The sequence below is a fragment of the Streptomyces sp. NBC_01171 genome, from assembly GCF_045039805.1.
Lineage (GTDB): Bacteria > Actinomycetota > Actinomycetes > Streptomycetales > Streptomycetaceae > Streptomyces.
Genome location: NZ_CP108609.1, coordinates 4,864,213 through 4,884,015 on the forward strand (window position 1 = coordinate 4,864,213; position 19,803 = coordinate 4,884,015).

Here is a 19,803-nt window from a genome sequence, read left to right on the forward strand (position 1 = left end):
TGAACGCGGGGCGCTCGGGGTCGAGGTCCGCGCGCCCCTCGGCAGGGGAGGACGCCCGCGCGAAATGGCGGCGCGGGATGCGTCCGGCCAGCCGCGCCAGGTGTCCCGCGTGCACGGCGTGCCGCATGGCCGTGGCCATCGTCTCGGGGTCCTGCGCACGGGTGACGGCCGAGGCGAGCATCACACCGGCGCACCCCAGCTCCATCGCCAGCGCCACGTCGGAGGCCGTGCCGGCCCCGGCGTCCAGGATCACCGGGACGTACGACTGCTCCATGATCAGCTCGAAGTTGTGCGGGTTGCGGATGCCGAGCCCGGAGCCGATCGGGGAGCCCAGCGGCATCACGGCCGCGCACCCCACGTCCTGGAGTCTGCGGGCCAGCACCGGGTCGTCGTTGGTGTAGGGCAGCACGGTGAAGCCGTCGTCGACCAGCGTCTCGGCCGCGTCCAGCGTCTCCACCGGGTCCGGCAGCAGCGTCCGTTCGTCGGCCACGACCTCCAGCTTCACCAGGTCGGTGCCGAGCGCCTCGCGCGCCAGCCGGGCGGTCAGCACCGCCTCCCCGGCGGTGAAGCAGCCCGCGGTGTTGGGCAGCACGCGGATGCCGAGCTTCTCCAGCACCGACAGCACCGAGCCGTGTGCGCCGGGGTCGACCCGGCGCATCGCCACCGTGGTCAGCTCGGTGCCGGACGCGATCAGCGAGCGCTCCAGCACGTCCAGGCTGGGGGCTCCGCCGGTGCCCATGATCAGCCGGGAGCCGAGGGTCAGGTCGCCGAGGACCAGGGGATCGACGGTCATGGTCAGCCTCCCTGCACGGCGGTGAGGATCTCGACCCGGTCGCCCTCGGCGAGGCCGGTCTCGGCCCACCGGGTGCGCGGGACCACGGTCTCGTTGACGGCGGCGGCCACCCCGGAGGGCGCCGGGGTGAGCACGCGTACGACGGCGTCCAGGGCGGTGCCGGGCGCCACCTCGCGGCGCTCGCCGTTGACGGAGATATTCATGCGGAGTGCTCCAGGGTCGCGGTGCGGGCGTCGGTGGCGAAGCGGTGCGGGGTGAAGGGGCGGGCCACCTCGGGCAGGCCCGCGCCGCACAGCACGTCGGCCATGACGTCCCCGGTGACGGGCGTGAGCAGCACGCCGTTGCGGTGGTGCCCGGTGGCCAGCAGCAGGCCGTCGAGGCCCGAGGGGCCGAGCAGCGGGGCGTTGTCGGGGGAGCCGGGGCGCAGCCCGGCCAGGGTCTCGGTGAGCGGCAGCTCGGTGATGCCGGGTACCAGCTCATGGGCGTCGCGCAGCAGCTCGTACACCCCGCCCGCGGTCACCGTGGTGTCGTAGCCCAGCTCCTCGCTGGTCGCGCCGATCACCAGCTCGCCGTTCTCGCGCGGCACCAGGTACACCGGTCCGCCGCGCACCACGGCCCGCACGGTACGGCTCAGGAACGGCCGGTACCGGGGCGGTACCGACAGCCGCAGTACCTGCCCCTTCACCGGGCGCACCGGCGGTACGAGCGCCTCGGGCACCCCCTCCAGGCGCCCGCTCAGGCTGCCGCCCGCCAGCACCACCTGCCCCGCGGCCAGCGCGGTGCCGTCCGCCGTGGTGACCCCGGTGGCCCGGCCCCCGGCCACGTCGAGCCGCGCGGCCCAGGTGCGGTGGAAGACCACCCCGGCCCGCTCGCAGGCGGCGAGCAGCGCGGCCGCCAGCCGCCGGGGGTCGATCTGGTGGTCGCCGTCGGCCCGCAGCCCGCCGCGCACACCGGGCGCCAGCATGGGCTCCAGCCGCCGGCACTCCCGCCCGGACAGCCACTCGGAGTCCAGCCCGCAGCGGAGCTGGAGGTCGTGCACCTCGCGGAGCTGGGCGCGGTCGTCGGTGTCGAAGGCGACGGCCAGCGTGCCCGAGCGGCGGTAGCCCAGATCGTGGCCGGTGGCCTCGGTCAGCTCGGCGGCGAACTCGGGATAGCGGCGCGCGGAGGCCAGGTTGAGGGCGAGCAGACCCTCCTCGCCGTGGTGCAGCTCGGTGACCGCGGCCAGCATCCCGGCCGCGACCCGCGCGGCCCCGCCGCCGGGCTCGGGGTCCACGACGGCGGCGGTGAGCCCCCGCCCGGCCGCGCGCCAGGCGGTGACCAGGCCGATGATCCCGCCCCCGACGACGAGGACGTCCGGGGCACCGGGTTGTTCGGACGTACGTGACGGCATGGACGTCTCGCCCCTCCCTTCGCCGGCATGACCCGGATCAGGTTCGTACGGTCGGAGGCCGCCAGCCTCCCTCTCAGCCCGGTGCGTCCGGGCTCCCGCGAGTGCTTGTACGGTGGCCAGCCTAGCCGCCCGCCCAGCTCACCCGTAAGGGAGCCCTCGCCATGCCACGCTCGCTCGACGGACTCACCCTCGCCCCCGTGGCGGACCAGGCACCGGGCCAGGTGGGCACCGGGACCCGGTTCGCCTACCACGAGAGCGACGGGCGGATCTGGGCCGAGTATGCGGGCGGCGACATCGCGCGCGGCCACCTCGTCGGCACCCGCGCCGGGGACCGGCTGGACTTCCGCTACGTGCAGCTCCGGCACGACGGCACCACCGCCTCCGGGCACTGCGTCTCCACCGTGGTCGAGCTGCCCGACGGCCGGGTCCGGCTGGAGGAGGAGTGGGAGTGGGAATCCGGGCCGGGGGCGGGCACCAGCGTGGTGGAAGAGGTCGGTGCCGCCGCGCACTGACTGACGGTGGGTCAGGTGACTTAGGGTGGCGATGTGAGCGAGCAGAGATCTTCGGAGGGTTCGGTACAGGAACGGCGCGTGGTCGTCGTCGGGGCGGGGATGGCCGGGGTGCAGACCGCCGTCGCCCTGCGCGAACAGGGCTTCACCGGCCCTGTCACCCTGATCGGCGCCGAGCCGCACCAGCCGTACGACCGGCCCCCGCTGTCCAAGGCCATCCTGCTGGGCACCGCCGACGGTTCCGCCTTCGACGTGGACTTCGCCTCGCTCGACATCGACCTCCGGCTCGGCTGCGAGGCGTTCGGCGTCCGCCCCGCCGACCACGAACTGGACACCGCCGCCGGGCCCGTCCCGTACGACGTGCTGGTTCTCGCCACCGGCGCCGAACCCGTCCGGCTGCCCGGCACCGACCAGGCGCCCGGCGTGCACCTGCTGCGCACCCTGGACGACGCCGAGCGGCTGCGCCCGGTGCTGGCCGCGCAGCACGACGTGGTGGTCGTCGGCGCGGGCTGGATCGGCGCCGAGTTCGCCACCGCCGCCCGGGAGGCGGGCTGCGCGGTGACCGTCGTCGAGGCCGCCGACCGCCCGCTGGCCGGAGCACTGCCCGCCGAGGTCGCCGCCCCGATGACCGCCTGGTACGCCGACGGCGGCGTCACCCTGCGCACCGGCGCCCGGGTGGCGGCCGTCGAGCCCGGCGCGGTGGTGCTGGACGACGGCGTCCGGCTGCCCTCCGACGCGGTCGTGGTCGGCATCGGCGCCCACCCCGCCACCGGCTGGCTGGCCGGCTCCGGCATCGCCCTCGGCCCGCACGGCGACGTGCTGGCCGACGACCGGCTGCGCACCTCCGCCGAGGACGTGTACGCGGTCGGCGACTGCACATCCTTCCCCTCGGCCCGCTACGCCGAGCGGCTCCTCGTCCACCACTGGGACAACGCCCTCCAGGGCCCCCGTACGGTCGCCGCCGACATCCTGGGCGAGGAGGCGGCGCCCTACGACCCGGTGCCGTACTTCTGGTCCGAGCAGTTCGGGCGGTTCGTGCAGTACGCGGGCCACCACGCGGCCGCCGACCGCACGGTGTGGCGCGGCGACCCGGCCGACCCCGCCTGGACCGTGTGCTGGCTGCGCGAGGGCCGCCTGGTGGCCCTGCTGGCGGTGGGCCGCCCCCGCGACCTGGCCCAGGGCAGACGGCTGATCGAGGCGGGCCGGCTGATGGACGCCGAGGCCCTGACCGACCCCGCGCTCCCGCTGAAGCAGGCCGTCGTCGAGTAGCGCGGGGGCACGTGCGCGCAGTGGCCCGACTACCGGCTGTCGGTGGGGGATGGCAGGCTAGATGTCGTGACCGAGATTGACACCAAGATCGACGCTCTTGTCCCCGCCTGGCTCACCCTCCCCGACATCGCCGAAAAGCTCGATGTCGAGGTGACGCGTGTACGGCAGTTGGTCAAGGAGGGCCAGCTCATCGCCGTACGCCGCGGTGAGAACCGCGCGCTGCACGTCCCCGCCGCCTTCATCGACGAGGACAAGGTCGTCAAGGGCCTCACCGGCACCCTGACGCTCCTGCGGGACAACGGTTTCACGGTCGAAGAGATGATCGAATGGCTCTTCACCCCGGACCCCTCCCTGCCCGGCACCCCCGCGCAGGCCCTCAGTGAGAACCGCGGCACGGAGGTGAAGCGCCGGGCCCAGGCGCTGGCCGTCTGACCCACCGCGCCCAGACCCTGTCGTCAGAGTCCCGCCTGCGGGACTCTGACGACAGCGCCCGCACGCAGCACGACCCGCACACCGAACACCGGGGGACCCACCGCATGCCCGACACCGCCCGCGCCCGCCTCGCCGACGCCCGGCTCTACCTCTGCACGGACGCCCGCAAGGAGCAGGGCGACCTCGCCGAGTTCCTGGACGCGGTCCTGGCCGGCGGTGTCGACATCGTCCAGTTGCGCGACAAGGGCATGGAGGCCGCCGAGGAGCTGGCCCACCTGGAGGTGTTCGCCGACGCCTGCGCCCGGCACGGCAAGCTGCTCGCGGTCAACGACCGGGCCGACGTGGCCCACGCGGCCGGAGCCGACGTGCTCCACCTCGGCCAGGGTGACCTCCCGGTGCCCGCAGCCCGCGCGATCCTCGGCGACCGGGTCCTGATCGGCCGCTCCACCCACGCCGAGACGGAGGCCGCGGCGGCCGCCGTGCAGGACGGCGTGGACTACTTCTGCACCGGCCCCTGCTGGCCCACCCCCACCAAGCCCGGCCGCCACGCCCCCGGCCTCGACCTGGTCCGGTACACCGCGAGCCTGAACACCGAGCGCCCCTGGTTCGCCATCGGCGGCATCGACCGGACCAACCTGGACGAGGTGCTCGACGCGGGCGCCCGCCGGGTGGTCGTGGTCCGCGCGCTCACCGGCGCGGACGATCCCGGTGCCGCGGCGGCGGAGTTCGCCAAGCGGCTCCGCGAGATCTGAGCGGGCGCCGTCCCAGGGAAGGAAGCCGTCCCAAGGGATGGACAAGGGCCCGGCAATTCGGCCAAATCGCCGGGGTCCGGTTGGGTCACCGCCCACCCGTGGCTAACCTGCGGGTATGGCCCTCGGAACCGCATCCACCAGGACTGATCGCGCCCGGACCGTCCGGGACATCCTCGCCACCGGCAAGACGGCGTACTCCTTCGAGTTCTACGCGCCGAAAACCCCGCAGGGCGAGCGCAACCTGTGGAACGCGCTGCGCAGGGTCGAGGCCGTCGCGCCCGACTTCGTCTCCGTCACCTACGGCGCGGGCGGCTCCACCCGTGCCACCACGGTGAAGGAGACCCAGCAGATCGTCGTCGACACGACGCTCACCCCGGTGGCCCACCTCACCGCCGTCGACCACTCGGTGGCCGAACTCCGCAACATCATCGGCCAGTACGCGGACGCCGGCATCCGCAACATGCTCGCCGTGCGCGGCGACCCGCCCGGCGACCCGATGGGCGACTGGGTCGCGCACCCCGAGGGGCTGCGGTACGCGGCCGAACTGGTGCGCCTCATCAAGGAGTCGGGAGACTTCTGCGTGGGCGTCGCCGCCTTCCCGGAGATGCATCCGCGCTCCGCCGACTGGGACACCGACGTCTCCCACTTCGTCGACAAGTGCCGTGCGGGCGCCGACTACGCCATCACGCAGATGTTCTTCCAGCCCGAGTCCTACCTCCGGCTGCGCGACCGGGTCGCCGCCGCGGGTTGCGAAACCCCCGTCATTCCGGAGATCCTGCCGGTCACCAGCGTGAAGATGCTGGAACGGCTGCCGAAGCTGAGCAACGCGCTGTTCCCGCCCGAGCTGAAAGAGCGCATCCTCTCGGCGAAGGACGACCCGGCGGCGGTACGCTCCCTGGGGATCGACTTCGCCACGGAGTTCTGCGCCCGGCTGCTCGCCGAGGGAGTGCCCGGACTGCACTTCATCACGCTGAACAACTCCACGGCGACGCTGGAAATCTACGAGAACCTGGGCCTGCACCACCCCCCGCGGGCCTAGACCGGCCGCACCGCGATGGGACACACTGCGTAACGGTCACTGGGAGAGGGGCGTACATGGGCTGGACGGTCCTCTACATCGCGTTCGGCGTCGTCGCGCTGTGGTTGCTCGGCGAAGTGCTGCTGCAGTACAAGGCGCGGCTGCGCTGGCGGCTGCTCGCCTTCACCGGGTTCCTCGGTGTGGTGGTCGGCGTGCTGATGCCGTCGGTCGTCGTCATCGGGCTGGGCGCCATCGCGTTCGCCGTCGGGCAGACCTACGTCACGCTGTCGTTCCGCAAGGGCTTCGCGGCCGGCTGGGCCGTCAAGCGCCCCGACGACGAGGAGGCGGGACCCGTCACCCGGCGCCGCCGCGGCCGCGCCGAGCACCAGGACCCGGTCCTCGGCACCCCCGACCCGGACGAGTCCGCCGACTTCGGCCAGGACCATCCCGGCCCGGAGACCGCGGCCTACGCAACCGACGGCTACGACCACGACGACGCCTACGACCGCGACGACGTGTTCACCCCGGCCCGCCCCGACCCCACCGCCGCCGAGACCACCTCGGTCTACGAGCCCCAGCCCATGCCCGACGACACCGGCAGCTACGGCGTCTACGGCGACGGCAGCCAGGCCCAGCCCCAGCCCCAGCAGACCGACCAGGCGTACGCCTACGACTACTCGGGCTACGACCAGCAGGGTTACGCCCAGAACGGCTACGACACCGGCGCCCAGCAGGCGTACCCCGGCTACAGCGACCCGTACGGCCAGGGTTACGAGGGCGGCTACGACAACTCCGGGTACGCGCAGCAGGGTTACGCCCAGCAGTCCTACGGTCAGGACGCTTACGGCGGCCAGGGCGAGACCCCGGCGGGCGGGGTGTGGGTGCCACAGCAGCGCACCGACGAGAACTACAACGGCGAACTCCCGCCGGAACAGCAGCAGTACCCCTACCAGGGCCAGACCCAGCAGCAGAACACCGGCTACGACGAGCAGTACCGCTACTGAGAGCGGCTCACGTCGAGCCGCGGAACTCCGGCCCCTCCACGACGAGTCCGGCCACCATCGCCCCCGACATCCCCGCGTGCGGCAGCCCGCCGCCGGGGTGGGACCAGCCACCGACCCGGTACAGGCCGGGCAGGCGAGTGGAGTTGGCCGGGTGCAGGAAACCGCCGTCGCCCGCCGCCAGTGAGGGGGCGGGGACCGCGCCGTGACGGGCGCCGGTCTCGGCAAAGGTGTGGTCCGGGGTGCGGATCTCGTGCCAGAGCAGGCGGTCGCGCAGGGCCGGGATCGCCTTGCCGGCCGCGTCGAGCAGGATCTCCGCGTGGCGCGGGTCCCCGTCCAGGCCGGCGGGCAGGGTGGCCCACACCACCGCCGACTCGTGGGCGTCGTCCGGGCGCAGCGCCGGGTCGTCGGGACGCAGCACGGTGACCGTGGGGACGGGGAAGGGATCGCCGCCCGGGTTCGCCAGGAAGTCCAACTCGGCCTCCGCGTCCGGGGCGTGGACGATCGTACGGTGCGCGGCCCCCTCCTCGCGGGTGCCCCTCAGCGCCAGCAGCAGGGTGAGCCGGGTGGCGCCGCGCTCGCCGGGGCGCACATCGCCGGTGCCGTCCAGCGGGCGGTCAATCAGGCGGCCGAGCAGGGCCGGGTCCACGTCGGCCACCACGTGGTCGGCGTCCGCCACCGTGCCGTCGGCCAGCTTCACGCCCGCCGCGCGGCCGTCCTGCACCGTGATCCCGGTGACCTCGGCGCCGAACACGAACTCCACCCGGCGCCGTACACAGCGCTCGTACACCGCGCGGGCCAGCTCGCGGATGCCGCCGCGTACGTACCAGGTGCCGAAGGCGTGCTCCAGGTACGGCAGGACGGCCGCGCTCGCCGGGGTGGTGCGCGGGTCCAGGCCGTGGGCCAGGGCGTGGCCGGTCAGCAGGGCACCCAGCCGGTCGTCCCGCAGTTCCCGGTCGGCGACCTCGGCGAGGGTGGTGGCCCGGCGGGTGCGCAGCAGGCGCTTGTGCGGGACGGCCGGGTAGGGCTCGCGCTCCGCCAGCACCTGCCAGTTGGGCCACAGCGGCTCCTCCAGCAGGGGGCGCCGGGTGCGGTCCCAGGCTTCGCGGGCCCGCACCAGGAAGTCGCCCCAGCGCTGCCCGACCCCGGCGCCCAGCGCCCCGTCCAGCGCCGAGACGACACCGGCGCGCGAGGCGTTGGGCACAGCGACTCCGGTGCCGTCGGCGAAGAGGTGGCGGGAGGAGGGGTCGACCTGGACCAGCTCGACCAGGTCCTCCAGCGGCTCCTTGCCGGTCTTCAGGAACAGGTCCCGCCAGACCGCGGGCAGCGGCAGCAGACCGGGGCCGGTGTCGAAGGCGAACCCGTCCCGCTCGAAGCGGCGCACCGCTCCGCCGTACGTGTCCGTCCGCTCGTACACCGTCACCCGGTGGCCCGCGACGGCCAGCCGGGCGGCCGCCGCCAGCGCGCCCATCCCGGCGCCGATCACCGCAATCCGTGCCATGACCGCGACTTTACCGACCACCACCGACAGCGTTCCCCCGGGCCCGAACGCGGGGCTGTGAGTACCCGTACCTAGACGCACAGATGAGTAGCCGCGCGGATGGGCCGGAGGCGGCCCGGACGGGAGAGTGGAGACACGGCCAGGGGGCGCGGCCCGGCACCGCCGACACGGGGCGGCGGAACGGGCCCGCCCGCCGGCCGCTCCTTCCGCCGATCCGTCGGCGGAAGCGAGACACGGGGCCCGTGGCCGTCACGGTCACGGGGACCGCGGTGGGACCGTACGGGGGAGTACGGGGGAGAGCGAGGGCGCCGGACCGGCACGATGCGGTCCGGCGCCCTTCGCGCGCCCTGGGTCAGCCCCCGCTGACCCGCCCCTGGAGCAGCCGGGACAACGCGGAGTGCACGTCGTCCAGCGACCGCTCCGGCTGGAACGCCTTCCAGTCCAGCGCGGCCACCAGCACCATCCCGACCAGCGCGGCCGCGGTCAGCGGTACGTCGATCTCGTCGCTGAACTCCCCGGCCGCCACGCCCTCGCGCAGCACCCCCTCCACCACGGCCACGGCCTGCTGGCGCACCACCATCAGGGTCGACTGCCAGGCCCGGTTGGTGCGCCACAGCTCGGCCACGTAGAGCTGGGTGAAGGCCGGGTAGCGGTCGATGAAGACCAGGCCCGCGCGGACCATCGCGTCCAGCGCGTCCACCCCGCCGCCGCCCTCGTGGGCGGTGCGCTCGGCGGCCTCCCGCAGCGAGGCGGTGAGCAGGCCGACGCCGTGCCGCAGCAGCTCCTCGAAGAGCACCGACTTGCTGGCGAAGTTGTAGTAGACCGTGCCCTTCGCCACCCCGGCGCGCTCGGCGATCTCGTCCACCGTGGTCGCGGAGAACCCCTGCTCGGCGATGAGGGTGACGGCCGCCTCGTAGAGCTTCTGCCGGGTGGCCTCGCGGCGCGTGCTGCCGGCGGGCCGGGCGCTGGTGCTTTCCATGGACCCGATTCTCACAGGTGCGCCGGGCCGCCGGGCCGCCTCCGCCGCCCCGGCGCTCACAGGCTCAGCTCCGGGTGCAGCCGCTGGAGCGTCCACACCTGGCGGCGCCGGGCGGTGAGCGCGGTCAGCGCCAGGGCGCCCGCGGTGAACGCCGTCAGCACCACGCACGCCTGCCACACCGGGCCGAGCCCGCCGCCGGTGATCAGCCTGCGCAACGCCGAGACCACGTAACTCATCGGCAGGAACGGGTGGATGGTGTTGAAGAAGCCCGGACTGGTCTGCACCGGGTAGGTGCCGCCCGCCGAGGTGAGCTGGAGCATCAGCAGCGCCAGCACGAGGATGCGGCCGGCCGCGCCGAAGCGGGCGTTGAGCCACTGCACGATCGCCGTGAAGCACGCCGTGACCAGGAACAGGAACATGGTCGTCCCGGCCGCCCGGGCCATCTCCAGACCGATGCCGAAGTGCAGTACGGACATCAGCGCCGCCGTCTGGAGCACGCCCACCGCCAGCACCGGCAGCCAGCCCGCCAGCGCGATCCGCCAGGACGGGGCGCCGGCCGCCAGGGCGCGCCGGTTGAGCGGCGGGATCAGCATGTAGGCGACCATCGCGCCGACCCACAGGGAGAGCGGGATGAAGTACGGGGCGAACCCGGTGCCGTAGTTGGGGGCGTGGTGCAGGTCGGCGGAGGAGAGCCGGACCGGGTCGGCCATCACGCCGGTGCGCCGGTCGCGGGCGCGCTCGTCGTAGTCGGGGATCTTGCCGGCGCCCTCGTGCAGGCCGTCCGCCAGCCGCTCGGAGCCGTCCACCAGCTTGTACAGGCCGCTGTCCAGCGCCTTGGCGCCCGACTCGGCGGTGCCGATGCCCTGGTGCAGGGTGGCCGCGCCGGACTGGGCGGTGCCGAGCCCGGTGTGCAGCTTCTTCGCCCCGGCGGCGACGGCGTTCGCGCCCGCGTTCAGCTTGTCGATCCGGGCGACCGCGTCGGCGACGTCCTGGTGCAGATGCGGGGCGCGCTCGGCGAGGGCGTCGGCCTGTTCGCGCAGGGTGGTCAGGTTCTTCCGCATCACCCTCAGATCACCGCCCTGCGCGGCGACGACCTTGTTCAGGTCGTCGGCCACTTCCGCCACGTCGTCCGCCGCCCGCTGGGCCTTCGCCAGGTCCGGGCAGGCCGGATCGGGGACGGGCGGTGTCTCGCAGCGGGCCTTGTGCACCTGGTCCAGTACGGCGGCGGAGGCGTGCGCGGTCTTCGCGGCGCCGGGGGCGAGCCGGACCAGGGTGTCGAGGTTGTCCTGCACCGTACGGGCCGAGTCGGAGACCAGCCGGGCGGTGGCCCCGATCGTCTTCCCGTTTTTCTGGAGGAACGGCCCGGCCTTGGCGTACGCCCCGTCGACCTTGTTCGCCAAGGTCTGCGTGCCGGACGCGACTTGACGAGAGCCGTCCTCCAGGTCGCCCGCACCCTTGTCGAGCCTGGTCAGACCCTTGGCGAGTTTCCCGCTGCCGCTGTTGGCCTCCTTCAGCCCGTCCGCGAGCTTCCGGGCGCCCTTCTCCGCCTTGCCCAGGCCGGTCTTGAGCTTGTCGGCGCCCTGGGCGGCGGTCTCGGTCTTGTCGTGCAGGGTGGAGAAGTTGATGAAGATCCGGTCCAGGAAGGTCCGGGAGGTCTTGGTGGACGCCGCCGAGCGGACCTCGGCGAACACGGTCCGGGAGATCTGGCCGACGATGTAGTTGTTCGCGTCGTTGGTGCGCACCTGGAGCGCGCCGGTCTCCGGGGAGTCACCCGAACTGGAGGCGACGCGGCGGCTGAAGTCGGCCGGGAGGGTCAGCGAGAGGTAGTAGGTGCCGTCCTCCGTACCCCGGCGGGCCTCGGCGGCGTCGACCTCGTGCCACTCGAAGGTCCGCCGCTCGCGCAGGCCCTTGACGATGTCGGCACCGGCGTGGATCTTCTTCCCGCCCGCCGTCGCGCCCTGGTCCTCGTTGACGAGGGCCACGGGGACGCGGTCCAGGCGGCCGTACGGGTCCCAGAACGACCACAGGTACAGGGCGCCGTAGAGCAGGGGCAGCACCAGCAGCGCGACCAGCGCGGCGCGGGGCAGCCGGCCCCGGCCGAACCGGCGCAGCTCAAGCGCGGCCAGCTTCGGTGAGCGCATCGGGGGCCTCCTCTCGGGGGGTGTCCTCGGCGGGGCCGGTGTCTTCGGCGGGGCCGGTGTCCTCGGTGTCCTCGGTGTCCTCCGGGGGTCCGGTCTCGGCGGGCTCGGTGGAGACGGTGACGCAGTCGTCGGGGGCGGTGCGGCACACGGCCAGGACCGTCGTCCCCGCGCCGGCCAGCGAGCGCAACAGGTCCCACACCTCGGCGCGTTCGGCCGCCGAGAGCTTCAGCTCCACGTCGTCCACCGCCAGCAGCCGGGGCCGGCCGATCAGCGCCAGCGCCACGGACAGCCGCAGCACCTCCAGCCGCTCCAGGTCCCGGACGGCCGTGCGCGAGCCCTTCGGCAGCGCGTCCAGGTCGAGCCCGGCGGCGGCCAGGGCCGCGTCCGCGCGCAGCCGGGCCTCGTGGGCGCGCTGCGGAAGCGGATGCAACGCCTCGCGCAGCGAGTCGCCGAACCGGCGCTGCAACAGGGACCGTTCACGCAGGTGCTCGCCCACGGTCAGCGCGGGCTCCAGGTCGGTCACCCCGGCGACATTGGCCACCGCGCTGAACCGGCGCACCGCCCCCATGCGCCGGGGGAGCGGGAGACCGCCGACGGCCGCCTGGCCCTCGCTCGGCTTCATCCGCCCGGTGAGCGCCAGCAGCAGACACGTACGGCCGGAGCCGGACGGTCCCTCCACGGCGATCAGCGAACCCGGCCCGGCCTCGAAGCCGATGCCCCTGAAGGCCCACCCCCGTGACCCCTTGAGCCCGAACCCCCCGGCCGTGACGTCCACGCCGTGCACAAGCCCCCGCCTCTCCCCGGAACTACTTTTGAACTGACTGGTCAGTTCAAAAGTATGCCCGAACAGGCGTGCGCGACAAAGCCCGGATGCCCCACAGGTGTTCCCCGATGCCCCGCAATCCGGCCCCAGTTGGGGTGAAACAGCAGGTCGGAACGGATTGTCAGTGGCATACCGCACGATGTGGGCATACGGCATCCGTGCCGTCACCGGACGACAGGAGGTTCGTCATGACCAGCTCGTCAGCGGCCACCGCCGCGAGCGACGTCCACCCCGTGCTCCGCCGGTCCACGGCACCGCCCGCCGCCGTCGCCCTGCTCGGCCAGGCCCACACCACGCTGGACGAGGCAGCCGCCATGGAGACTCCGAACGAGCGGTACGCCCTGGCCCACCTCGCCGCCCTCCGCGCGGCCGCCGCCGTCCTCGCCGTCCGGGGGCGCCCCGAGGCCACCGCGCGCCGCCGGGCCCGTATCCGCCCCGCCTGGGAGGTGCTGCCCGAGCTGGCGCCGGAGCTGGCCGAGTGGAGCGCCCTGTTCGCCTCGGGCGCCGACCGCCGTGCCCGCGCCGAGGCCGGCATCCGGGGCGCGGCCGGCCCCCGCGACGCCGACGACCTGATACGCGACGCGGGCATGTTCCTCCGCCTGATCGAGCGGATGCTCGCGCTCCAGCCGGTGCTGCCCCGGACGGCCCCGGACAGCGTCTGACCGGCGCCGGAGCGGGCGTCCCCGTCCACTGGGCGAGACGCGGACCACCGCGCCCGGCCGGGGTGACCGGGTGCGGCGGGCGAGGCCATAGGGTGGAGGCGCCTTACGTCTCCACCTGCCGCGCACCTCCCCGTGACCGGCCGGGGAGGCCCCCATCGCGCCGCCGGGCAACGGGCGGCGCCGTGCCGAGGAGCAACAGCCGTGCCGGACCCGACGCGCCCCCGCGCCTCTCTCCGTACCGCCGTGGTGTGGGACGTCCTCCAGGACGCCCTCGACCGCCGGGTCAAGGCCACGGGGCGGGATTCGCTGGACGTGCTCGACACCGGCGGCGGCAGCGGCAACTTCGCCGTGCCCGTCGCCCGGCTCGGCCACCGCGTCACCGTCGTCGACCCCAGCCCTAACGCGCTCTTCGCCCTGGAGCGCCGGGCCGCCGAGGCGGGCGTCGCCGACCGGGTCCGGGGCGTCCAGGGCGACGCCCACGGCCTCTTCGACGTGGTCGACCGCGGCGGTTACGACGCGGTGCTCTGCCACGGCGTGCTGGAGTACGTGGACGACCCCGCCGAGGGCCTCGGCAACGCGGTCGCCGCGCTACGCCCCGAGGGCGTGCTCAGCCTGCTCGCGGCCGGCCTCGGCGGTGCCGTGCTGGCCCGAGCCCTCGCCGGGCACTTCACCGAGGCCCGCCAGGCCCTCGCCGACCCGGACGGCCGCTGGGGCGAGGGCGACCCGGTGCCGCACCGCTTCACCCCCGAACAGCTCACCGCGCTCGTCGAGGGCGCGGGCCTGCGCATCGGCGCCGTGCACGGCGTACGCGTCTTCGCCGACCTGGTGCCCGGCGTCCTGGTGGACACCGAGCCCGGCGCGCTGGACGCCCTGCTGCGGCTGGAGGCCGCTGTGGCGGAGCTGCCCGCCTTCCACTCCGTGGCCACCCAGGTCCATGTGCTCGGCGAGACGCGCGGGACCGGAGCGCCCGAAGGCGCCGGGGACTGAACCGGCCCCGTGGGACACGGCGCTGATCAGGGGCGCGGCGGCAGATGGAGTACGCCACAAGCCCCCCGATCGAGGGGTTTGCGCCGTATGATCGAGGTACACCGACCGGCATGACGGGTCGGCCGCCGGGGAATGACAGCCTCAGCGAGCCGGGACGCCCTGACGGACCGGTTGGCCAGATGGCGCAGAGGGGCGGGTTTCACGGGGGCGATTCCCTGCCTATCCTGAAAGGACCCCCCAGAGTCGCCCCGGCGACTGCACGATGAGGAGGACTCCGTGCCGCTCTCGGAGCACGAGCAGCGCATGCTCGAGCAGATGGAGCGAGCGCTGTACGCCGAAGATCCCAAGTTCGCGTCGGCGCTTGAGGGAAACGGGCTGCGGACCTACACCCGGCGCCGGGTCTATCAGGCGGTCGCGGGCTTCCTCGTCGGTATCGCGCTCCTCATGGCCGGTATGGTCGCCCAGTTGATCTGGATCAGTGTCGTCGGTTTCCTCGTGATGCTCGGCTGTGCCGTGCTCGCCGTCACCGGATGGCGCAAGGCACCCAAGCCGGGTGAACAGCCCAAGGGCCACACCAGGCGCCACCCGGTCCGGCGGAAACGTACCGTCATGGAACGCATCGAGGACCGCTGGCAGCGCCGCCGGGACGAACAGGGCCACTGAGGGCTCCGCCCGGCCCACGGACTCCCCAAGTCGTACGCATGAGGGGGACCACCGATTCCGGTGGTCCCCCTCAGCCATGTCGAGCGGCCGCTAAGCCTCCCCGCGCACCGGCCACAGCGATGCCGCCCGGACTTGGAGGGAAGCCCAGCGGTCCCGGGCCGACCACAGCACCCGCCGTGCCGAGCGCGGTACGAACACGGCCCGCAGCCGGGTGCCCCGGCCCACCGGGGCCGCCAGCCCGGCGATCACCCGGCGCACGTCCTTGGCGAGGTCCGGCGCAGGGCGCGGCTCCGGGGCGTACAGCACCTGCTCCAGGGCGGCCGCCACCCGGTGCACCGCGGCCCCGGCCTCCCCGTCCAGCCGCCCCAGCCGCACGATCCGGGCCGCCGAGCCGCGCGGGGTCAGCGAGCCGTCCGGTATCACCCCGTGGTCCCAGGCGCTGTCGGTCAGCTCCCGCCAGGCCGCCAGCGTCCGCTCGGCCGGGTCGGGGGAGTGCCCGTCCAGCCGCCGGGCCCGCACCCGGGTCCGCCAGAGCATCGGGGACAGCGGGAGCACCACCAGCGCCAGCGCGCCCAGCACGATCAGCGCGGCCCACAGCCCGCCCGACGGACCTCCGCCCCCGCCCGGCGCCGCCACCGCCGCCGACGGATCGGCACAAGCGCCCGGCTTGTCCTGCGCCGCGCAGCTCTCACCCCCGGTCGCCGCCGCCGAAGGCTCCCTGGACGCCCCGCGCGAGGGCAGCTCCTGGTCCGGGCGGGCGCTGCTCGGGGTGTCCTGCTGGGTGTACGCCGGGGTCGTGCCCCGGGTCGGCGTCGGCTCGAACCGGGTCCAGCCCACGCCCTGGAAGTACAGCTCCGGCCAGGCGTGCGCGTCCTTCAGGCTCACCGACACCGAGCCGTCGCCCTGCGGGGTGCCCGGCGCGAAACCCACCGCCACCCTGGCCGGAATGCCCAGCGTGCGGGCCATCGCCGCCATGGCGAAGGAGAAGTGGACGCAGAACCCCTCCTTCTTCCTGAGGAAGTTGGCGATCGCGTTGGCGCCCCGGCCCACCTGCACCTCGGTGTCGTACCGGAAGCCGCCGCCCACCGAGAACCAGTCCTGGAGCCGTACCGCCTCCTCGTAGTGGTTGCGCGCCCCGGAGGTGACCTCCTCGGCGGTCCGCGCCACCACGTCCGGCAGCCGGGAGGGCACCCGGGTGTACTCCCGCTCCAGCGCGGCCGGCGGCTTCGGGGCGTCGGCGAGCTGCTTCGCGGTCGGCTGCAGATCCAGGCTGGTGACCTGGTAGGTCTCGCCGCGCGTGGTCTGGCCGTGGTCGCCGACCAGGGTCATGCCGACCGGCTCGTACCGCCAGTTGCCGTCGATCCGGACACCGCTCGGCGGATACGGCATCGGCAGCCAGTCCTGGGCGTACCAGTCCGCCGCCGTGATCACCGTGCGCAGCGTGGTCCGCTTGACGTCGTCGCTCAGGCCCGCCGGGGCCGGGAAGACCCCCGGCACCGCGGCGATGCGGCGCTGGGACGGCTTCCAGTCGGTGCCGTCGAAGTCGTCCAGGGACACTATCCGCACATACATGTCCGGCACCTCGCCGGAGCTGGGCCGCAGGGAGAGTACCTGGCGGTCGTCGTCCACGTTCAGACTGTCCCGCAGCGACACCAGCGGGTTCACCGCCGAGATCGTGCCGCCCCGGCCGTTGCCCGCGCCGACGCCCGACCCGGCCTGGCCCAGCAGGCCGCCGTGCAGCGTCGGCAGGCCCAGCGGCACCACCAGGGCCACGCCCAGCGCCAGCGCGCCGATCCGGCGGCCGGTGCGCGCCGGTGCCGTCACCCCGCCCACCGGGGCACCCGCCCGCGGGGTGCCCCCGAAGACCCGGCCCCACTGGGCGAGCCGCTCCCGGCCCTCCGCGAGCAGCAGCATCAGATAACCGGCCGCCGCCACCAGGAACCACAGCCAGTCCGCGGCCCCGTCCGACAGCCCGGCCGCCACCGAGTACAGCGCCAGCAGCGGCAACCCCGCCGGGGCCGCCCGCCGGAAGGTCACCGCGAGGGTGTCGACCAGCAGATGCACCAGCAGCACCCCGCCGACCAGCAGCAGCCGGATGCCGTCCGTGAGCGGCGCCGGGATCGCGTAGTGGTTCACGTCGTCCGCGCCCTGCCCGAACAGCGCCCCGAACCGAAGGAACGCCTCCGGCCCCGGCAGCAGCCCGCCCAGCGCCTCGGCCCGCGCGAAGACCAGCGTCAGCAGCACCAGCGTCACCAGCAGTTGCGCCAGCAGCGTCAGCGGCCGGGACAGCGGAATCCGCCGGGCCGCGATGCCCACCCCCGCCTGCACGGCCACCAGCAGCGCCGACAGCAGCAGCCAGGTGGGGCCGTCGACCAGCGGCAACAGGGCCGAGGACGCCATCAGCGCCGCCGCCGCCGCGCACAGCGCCAGTCGTGCCCGCCCGCTCATCCCCGTGCCTTCCCGCTCAGCGCGGCCGGACCCGGCCGCTCCCGGTCCGCCTGCCGCCACAGCTCCTCCAGGGAGGCTCCGCGCGGCACACCCAGCGCCGTCCAGCCGGCCTCCCGCAGCACCCGCAGCCGCTGCGGCAGCGGGGCGTCCGGCTCCGGCACCGCCGACGGCTCGCGCGTCCAGTCGTCCGGGTCCAGCACGAACGCGACCGCGCCGCCGCGCCTGCGCATCCGCGCCACCGACGCCGCCTGCCCGCCGTCCAGATCACCGAGGAAGGCGACCAGCAGCCCGTCGTGCCCGTCGCGCAGCACGTCGTACGCGCCCGCCAGGTCGGCGCCGTCGGAGTGGTCGATCACCGCGAGGGTGTCCATCATCAGCGCGGCCGCCGCCGCCCGTTCGTGCCCCGAGCCGCCCTCGCCGGACACCGTCACCCCGAAGTCCGTCAGCAGCCGCACCGAGAACCCCCGCTCCAGCAGATGTGCCACCACCGAGGCGGCCCCCGACACCGCCCACTCGAAGGCCGAGCCGGGGCCCGCGCCCTCGTAGGCCACCGCGCGGGTGTCCAGCAGCACCGTGCAGCGCGAGCGCCGGGGCTGCTCCTCGCGGCGCACCATCAGCTCGCCGTGCTTGGCGGTGGACCGCCAGTGCACCCGGCGGAGGTCGTCGCCGTACCGGTAGCCGCGCGGGATCAGGTCGTCCTCGCCGGCCAGCGCCAGCGAACGCTGCCGTCCGTCGCCGTGCCCGAGCGCCTCCCCGCCGAACCGGACCGGCGGCAGCGGCTCCACCCGGGGCAGCACCGTCAGCGTGTCGTACGCCGAGAAGGACCGGGTCAGCTCGCACATCCCGAACGGGTCGCTCAGCCGCACCTGGAGCGGGCCGAGCCGGTACCTGCCGCGCAGGTCCGAGCGCACCCGGTAGGACACCTCGCGGTGCCCACCCGGCTCGACCCGGTCCAGCACGAACCGGGGGCGGGGCCCCAGCACGTACGGCACCCGGTCCTGGAGCATCAGCAGGCCGGTGGGCAGGCGGGAGACGTTGTCCACGCGCAGCCGCACCCGCGCCTCCCCGGCAGCGGGCACCCGCGTGGGGGCCAGGGCGCGCTCGGCGGTCACCCGGTGCCGGGTGCGGTGCAGGACGGTCGCGCAGAGCAGCGGCAGCACCGCCAGCAGCAGCCCCACCCGCAGCAGGTCGTCCTGGCCCAGTACATAGGCGCAGATCGCGGCCGCGATCCCGGCGGCCAGGAAGGAGCGCCCGCGGGTGGTCAGCCCCGACAGCGTCGCGCGCACCCCGCCCCGCCCCCCGGCGGACATCACAGACCCCTGGGAGACCGCAGCGGCCGCGGGGGATGGGCCGGCGAGGCGTCCAGGCCGTCGTAGCCGCTCTGCCGGGCGGTGGTGGGCACGGCCGTGTGCTGGATGATCTCCCGCACCACGTCCTCGGCCGTCCGGCCGTTGAGCTGGGCCTCCGAGGTGGGCAGCAGCCGGTGGGCCAGTACGGGCGGGGCGAGCTCCTGGAGGTCGTCCGGCAGCGCGTACTCCCGGCCCTCCAGGGCGGCGGACGCCTTCGCCGCGCGCAGCAGATGCAGCGTCGCGCGCGGGGAGGCGCCGAGTCTGAGGTCGGGGTGGACCCGGGTGGCGGCGACCAGCTCCACCGCGTACCGCCGCACCGCCTCCGAGACGTGCACCGCGCGCACCGCCTCGATCAGCTTCACGATCTCGTGCGCGTGCGCCACCGGCTCCAGGTCCTCCAGCGGGGAGGCCCCGCCGTGCACGTCCAGCATCCGCAGCTCGGCCTCGACGCTGGGATAGCCCACGGAGACACGGGCCATGAAGCGGTCGCGCTGCGCCTCGGGCAGCGGGTAGGTGCCCTCCATCTCGACCGGGTTCTGCGTCGCCACCACCATGAAGGGGCTCGGCAGTTCGTAGCTGTGGCCGTCGATGGTGACCTGCCGCTCCTCCATGGACTCCAGCAGCGCCGACTGGGTCTTGGGCGAGGCGCGGTTGATCTCGTCGCCGATCACGATCTGCGCGAAGATCGCGCCCGGCTTGAACTCGAAGTCACCGCCCCGCTGGTCCCAGATGGAGACCCCGGTGATGTCCGAGGGCAGCAGGTCGGGGGTGAACTGGATGCGCCGCACCGAGCAGTCGATGGACCGCGCCAGCGCCTTGGCCAGCATGGTCTTGCCCACGCCGGGGACGTCCTCGATCAGCAGGTGCCCCTCGGCGAGCAGCACGGTCAGCGCGAGCCGTACGACCTCGGGCTTGCCCTCGATCACGTCCTCCACCGAAGCGCGGACACGCTCCGCGGTGGCGGTCAGATCCCGCCCCGCGCCCGACTCCGTTCGAGCGGGGACGCCCCCCTGGCTCGCCCGATCGTCATAGGTCGTCACCCGGCCCTCCTCGGCCCGTCATCACCCAGGGCCTGTGCACGCGAGC

At 74.3% G+C, this 19,803-nt stretch carries 18 protein-coding genes, 1 pseudogene and 1 riboswitch; of the genes and pseudogenes, 9 read left to right on the forward strand and 10 right to left on the reverse strand.

Annotated features, from left to right (window positions below; all coding sequences use genetic code 11):
* Nucleotide 1: 1 nt before the first annotated feature.
* The 3 genes and pseudogenes from OG448_RS22410 to thiO all read right to left on the reverse strand — a co-directional run.
* Nucleotides 2-793: pseudogene (locus OG448_RS22410) on the reverse strand (thiazole synthase); the annotation flags it as partial.
* Nucleotides 794-795: 2 nt separating this feature from the next.
* Complete coding sequence (gene thiS / locus OG448_RS22415) at nt 796-996, reverse strand: sulfur carrier protein ThiS (RefSeq protein WP_329010540.1); 201 nt, start codon at nt 994-996, stop codon at nt 796-798.
* On the reverse strand, nt 993-2,183 hold the full coding sequence (thiO, locus tag OG448_RS22420) for a glycine oxidase ThiO (RefSeq protein WP_405556322.1): 1,191 nt from the start codon (nt 2,181-2,183) through the stop codon (nt 993-995). Before thiO ends, thiS begins: the two co-directional genes overlap by 4 nt.
* Nucleotides 2,180-2,292, reverse strand: a riboswitch (TPP riboswitch). Its footprint overlaps the gene before it by 4 nt.
* A gap of 52 nt (nt 2,293-2,344) precedes the next feature.
* Between thiO and OG448_RS22425 the strand changes: the two genes are divergently transcribed.
* From OG448_RS22425 to OG448_RS22450, 6 genes are all read left to right on the forward strand, one after another.
* Nucleotides 2,345-2,695 (forward strand): hypothetical protein, encoded by a 351-nt coding sequence (locus OG448_RS22425; RefSeq protein ID WP_391291442.1) that lies wholly within the window; start codon nt 2,345-2,347, stop codon nt 2,693-2,695.
* Nucleotides 2,696-2,773: 78 nt separating this feature from the next.
* Complete coding sequence (locus tag OG448_RS22430; RefSeq protein ID WP_405558894.1) at nt 2,774-3,961, forward strand: NAD(P)/FAD-dependent oxidoreductase; 1,188 nt, start codon at nt 2,774-2,776, stop codon at nt 3,959-3,961.
* A gap of 66 nt (nt 3,962-4,027) precedes the next feature.
* Nucleotides 4,028-4,393 (forward strand): Rv2175c family DNA-binding protein, encoded by a 366-nt coding sequence (locus tag OG448_RS22435; protein WP_391291441.1) that lies wholly within the window; start codon nt 4,028-4,030, stop codon nt 4,391-4,393.
* Between the two features lie 104 nt (nt 4,394-4,497).
* Complete coding sequence (thiE, locus tag OG448_RS22440) at nt 4,498-5,145, forward strand: thiamine phosphate synthase (RefSeq protein WP_405556323.1); 648 nt, start codon at nt 4,498-4,500, stop codon at nt 5,143-5,145.
* Between the two features lie 115 nt (nt 5,146-5,260).
* Nucleotides 5,261-6,184, forward strand: coding sequence for a methylenetetrahydrofolate reductase [NAD(P)H] (gene metF, locus OG448_RS22445; RefSeq protein WP_405556325.1), 924 nt, complete (start codon nt 5,261-5,263; stop codon nt 6,182-6,184).
* Between the two features lie 56 nt (nt 6,185-6,240).
* Complete coding sequence (locus OG448_RS22450; RefSeq protein ID WP_405556327.1) at nt 6,241-7,167, forward strand: hypothetical protein; 927 nt, start codon at nt 6,241-6,243, stop codon at nt 7,165-7,167.
* Between the two features lie 7 nt (nt 7,168-7,174).
* Here OG448_RS22450 and OG448_RS22455 read toward each other — a convergent pair whose 3' ends face one another.
* The 4 genes from OG448_RS22455 to OG448_RS22470 form a co-directional block, all read right to left on the reverse strand.
* Nucleotides 7,175-8,665 carry a phytoene desaturase family protein gene (locus OG448_RS22455; protein ID WP_405556329.1) on the reverse strand — a complete coding sequence of 497 codons (1,491 nt, stop codon included), beginning with the start codon at nt 8,663-8,665 and terminating at the stop codon, nt 7,175-7,177.
* 352 nt (nt 8,666-9,017) lie between these two features.
* Complete coding sequence (locus OG448_RS22460) at nt 9,018-9,644, reverse strand: TetR/AcrR family transcriptional regulator (protein ID WP_405556331.1); 627 nt, start codon at nt 9,642-9,644, stop codon at nt 9,018-9,020.
* A gap of 56 nt (nt 9,645-9,700) precedes the next feature.
* Nucleotides 9,701-11,785, reverse strand: a complete 2,085-nt coding sequence (locus OG448_RS22465; protein WP_405556332.1) for a YhgE/Pip family protein — start codon at nt 11,783-11,785, stop codon at nt 9,701-9,703.
* Nucleotides 11,757-12,569, reverse strand: a complete 813-nt coding sequence (locus OG448_RS22470) for an ATP-binding cassette domain-containing protein (RefSeq protein WP_405556334.1) — start codon at nt 12,567-12,569, stop codon at nt 11,757-11,759. Before OG448_RS22470 ends, OG448_RS22465 begins: the two co-directional genes overlap by 29 nt.
* A 227-nt stretch (nt 12,570-12,796) precedes the next feature.
* On the opposite strand from OG448_RS22470, the gene OG448_RS22475 reads away from it, so the two are divergent.
* From OG448_RS22475 to OG448_RS22485, 3 genes are all read left to right on the forward strand, one after another.
* Nucleotides 12,797-13,270: an SAV_6107 family HEPN domain-containing protein gene (locus OG448_RS22475; RefSeq protein ID WP_391291434.1), complete on the forward strand. Its 474-nt coding sequence runs from the start codon at nt 12,797-12,799 to the stop codon at nt 13,268-13,270.
* A 201-nt stretch (nt 13,271-13,471) separates the two neighbouring features.
* Nucleotides 13,472-14,257 (forward strand): methyltransferase, encoded by a 786-nt coding sequence (locus tag OG448_RS22480; protein WP_405556337.1) that lies wholly within the window; start codon nt 13,472-13,474, stop codon nt 14,255-14,257.
* Between the two features lie 276 nt (nt 14,258-14,533).
* Complete coding sequence (locus OG448_RS22485; RefSeq protein WP_405556339.1) at nt 14,534-14,920, forward strand: DUF3040 domain-containing protein; 387 nt, start codon at nt 14,534-14,536, stop codon at nt 14,918-14,920.
* A 90-nt stretch (nt 14,921-15,010) separates the two neighbouring features.
* Here OG448_RS22485 and OG448_RS22490 read toward each other — a convergent pair whose 3' ends face one another.
* The 3 genes from OG448_RS22490 to OG448_RS22500 are packed head-to-tail and all read right to left on the reverse strand — an operon-like array spanning nt 15,011 to nt 19,757.
* Nucleotides 15,011-17,368, reverse strand: a complete 2,358-nt coding sequence (locus OG448_RS22490; protein ID WP_405556341.1) for a DUF3488 and DUF4129 domain-containing transglutaminase family protein — start codon at nt 17,366-17,368, stop codon at nt 15,011-15,013.
* The gene (locus tag OG448_RS22495) at nt 17,365-18,678 is read right to left on the reverse strand and encodes a DUF58 domain-containing protein (RefSeq protein ID WP_405556343.1); all 1,314 of its coding nucleotides are present in this window, start codon (nt 18,676-18,678) and stop codon (nt 17,365-17,367) included. Before OG448_RS22495 ends, OG448_RS22490 begins: the two co-directional genes overlap by 4 nt.
* On the reverse strand, nt 18,678-19,757 hold the full coding sequence (locus tag OG448_RS22500; RefSeq protein WP_405556345.1) for an AAA family ATPase: 1,080 nt from the start codon (nt 19,755-19,757) through the stop codon (nt 18,678-18,680). The genes OG448_RS22495 and OG448_RS22500 overlap by 1 nt, the downstream gene beginning before the upstream one ends.
* Between the last annotated feature and the right edge of the window lie 46 nt (nt 19,758-19,803).

Excerpts from the sequence above, each read along its gene's own strand:
- OG448_RS22450 (WP_405556327.1), top strand. The coding sequence starts at position 6,241 with ATGGGCTGGACGGTCCTCTACATCGCGTTCGGCGTCGTCGCGCTGTGG.
- thiE (WP_405556323.1), top strand. The coding sequence starts at position 4,498 with ATGCCCGACACCGCCCGCGCCCGCCTCGCCGACGCCCGGCTCTACCTC.
- OG448_RS22465 (WP_405556332.1), bottom strand. The coding sequence starts at position 11,785 with ATGCGCTCACCGAAGCTGGCCGCGCTTGAGCTGCGCCGGTTCGGCCGG.
- OG448_RS22475 (WP_391291434.1), top strand. The coding sequence starts at position 12,797 with ATGACCAGCTCGTCAGCGGCCACCGCCGCGAGCGACGTCCACCCCGTG.
- OG448_RS22425 (WP_391291442.1), top strand. The coding sequence starts at position 2,345 with ATGCCACGCTCGCTCGACGGACTCACCCTCGCCCCCGTGGCGGACCAG.
- metF (WP_405556325.1), top strand. The coding sequence starts at position 5,261 with ATGGCCCTCGGAACCGCATCCACCAGGACTGATCGCGCCCGGACCGTC.
- thiO (WP_405556322.1), bottom strand. The coding sequence starts at position 2,183 with ATGCCGTCACGTACGTCCGAACAACCCGGTGCCCCGGACGTCCTCGTC.
- OG448_RS22495 (WP_405556343.1), bottom strand. The coding sequence starts at position 18,678 with ATGTCCGCCGGGGGGCGGGGCGGGGTGCGCGCGACGCTGTCGGGGCTG.
- OG448_RS22460 (WP_405556331.1), bottom strand. The coding sequence starts at position 9,644 with ATGGAAAGCACCAGCGCCCGGCCCGCCGGCAGCACGCGCCGCGAGGCC.
- OG448_RS22490 (WP_405556341.1), bottom strand. The coding sequence starts at position 17,368 with ATGAGCGGGCGGGCACGACTGGCGCTGTGCGCGGCGGCGGCGGCGCTG.
- OG448_RS22455 (WP_405556329.1), bottom strand. The coding sequence starts at position 8,665 with ATGGCACGGATTGCGGTGATCGGCGCCGGGATGGGCGCGCTGGCGGCG.
- thiS (WP_329010540.1), bottom strand. The coding sequence starts at position 996 with ATGAATATCTCCGTCAACGGCGAGCGCCGCGAGGTGGCGCCCGGCACC.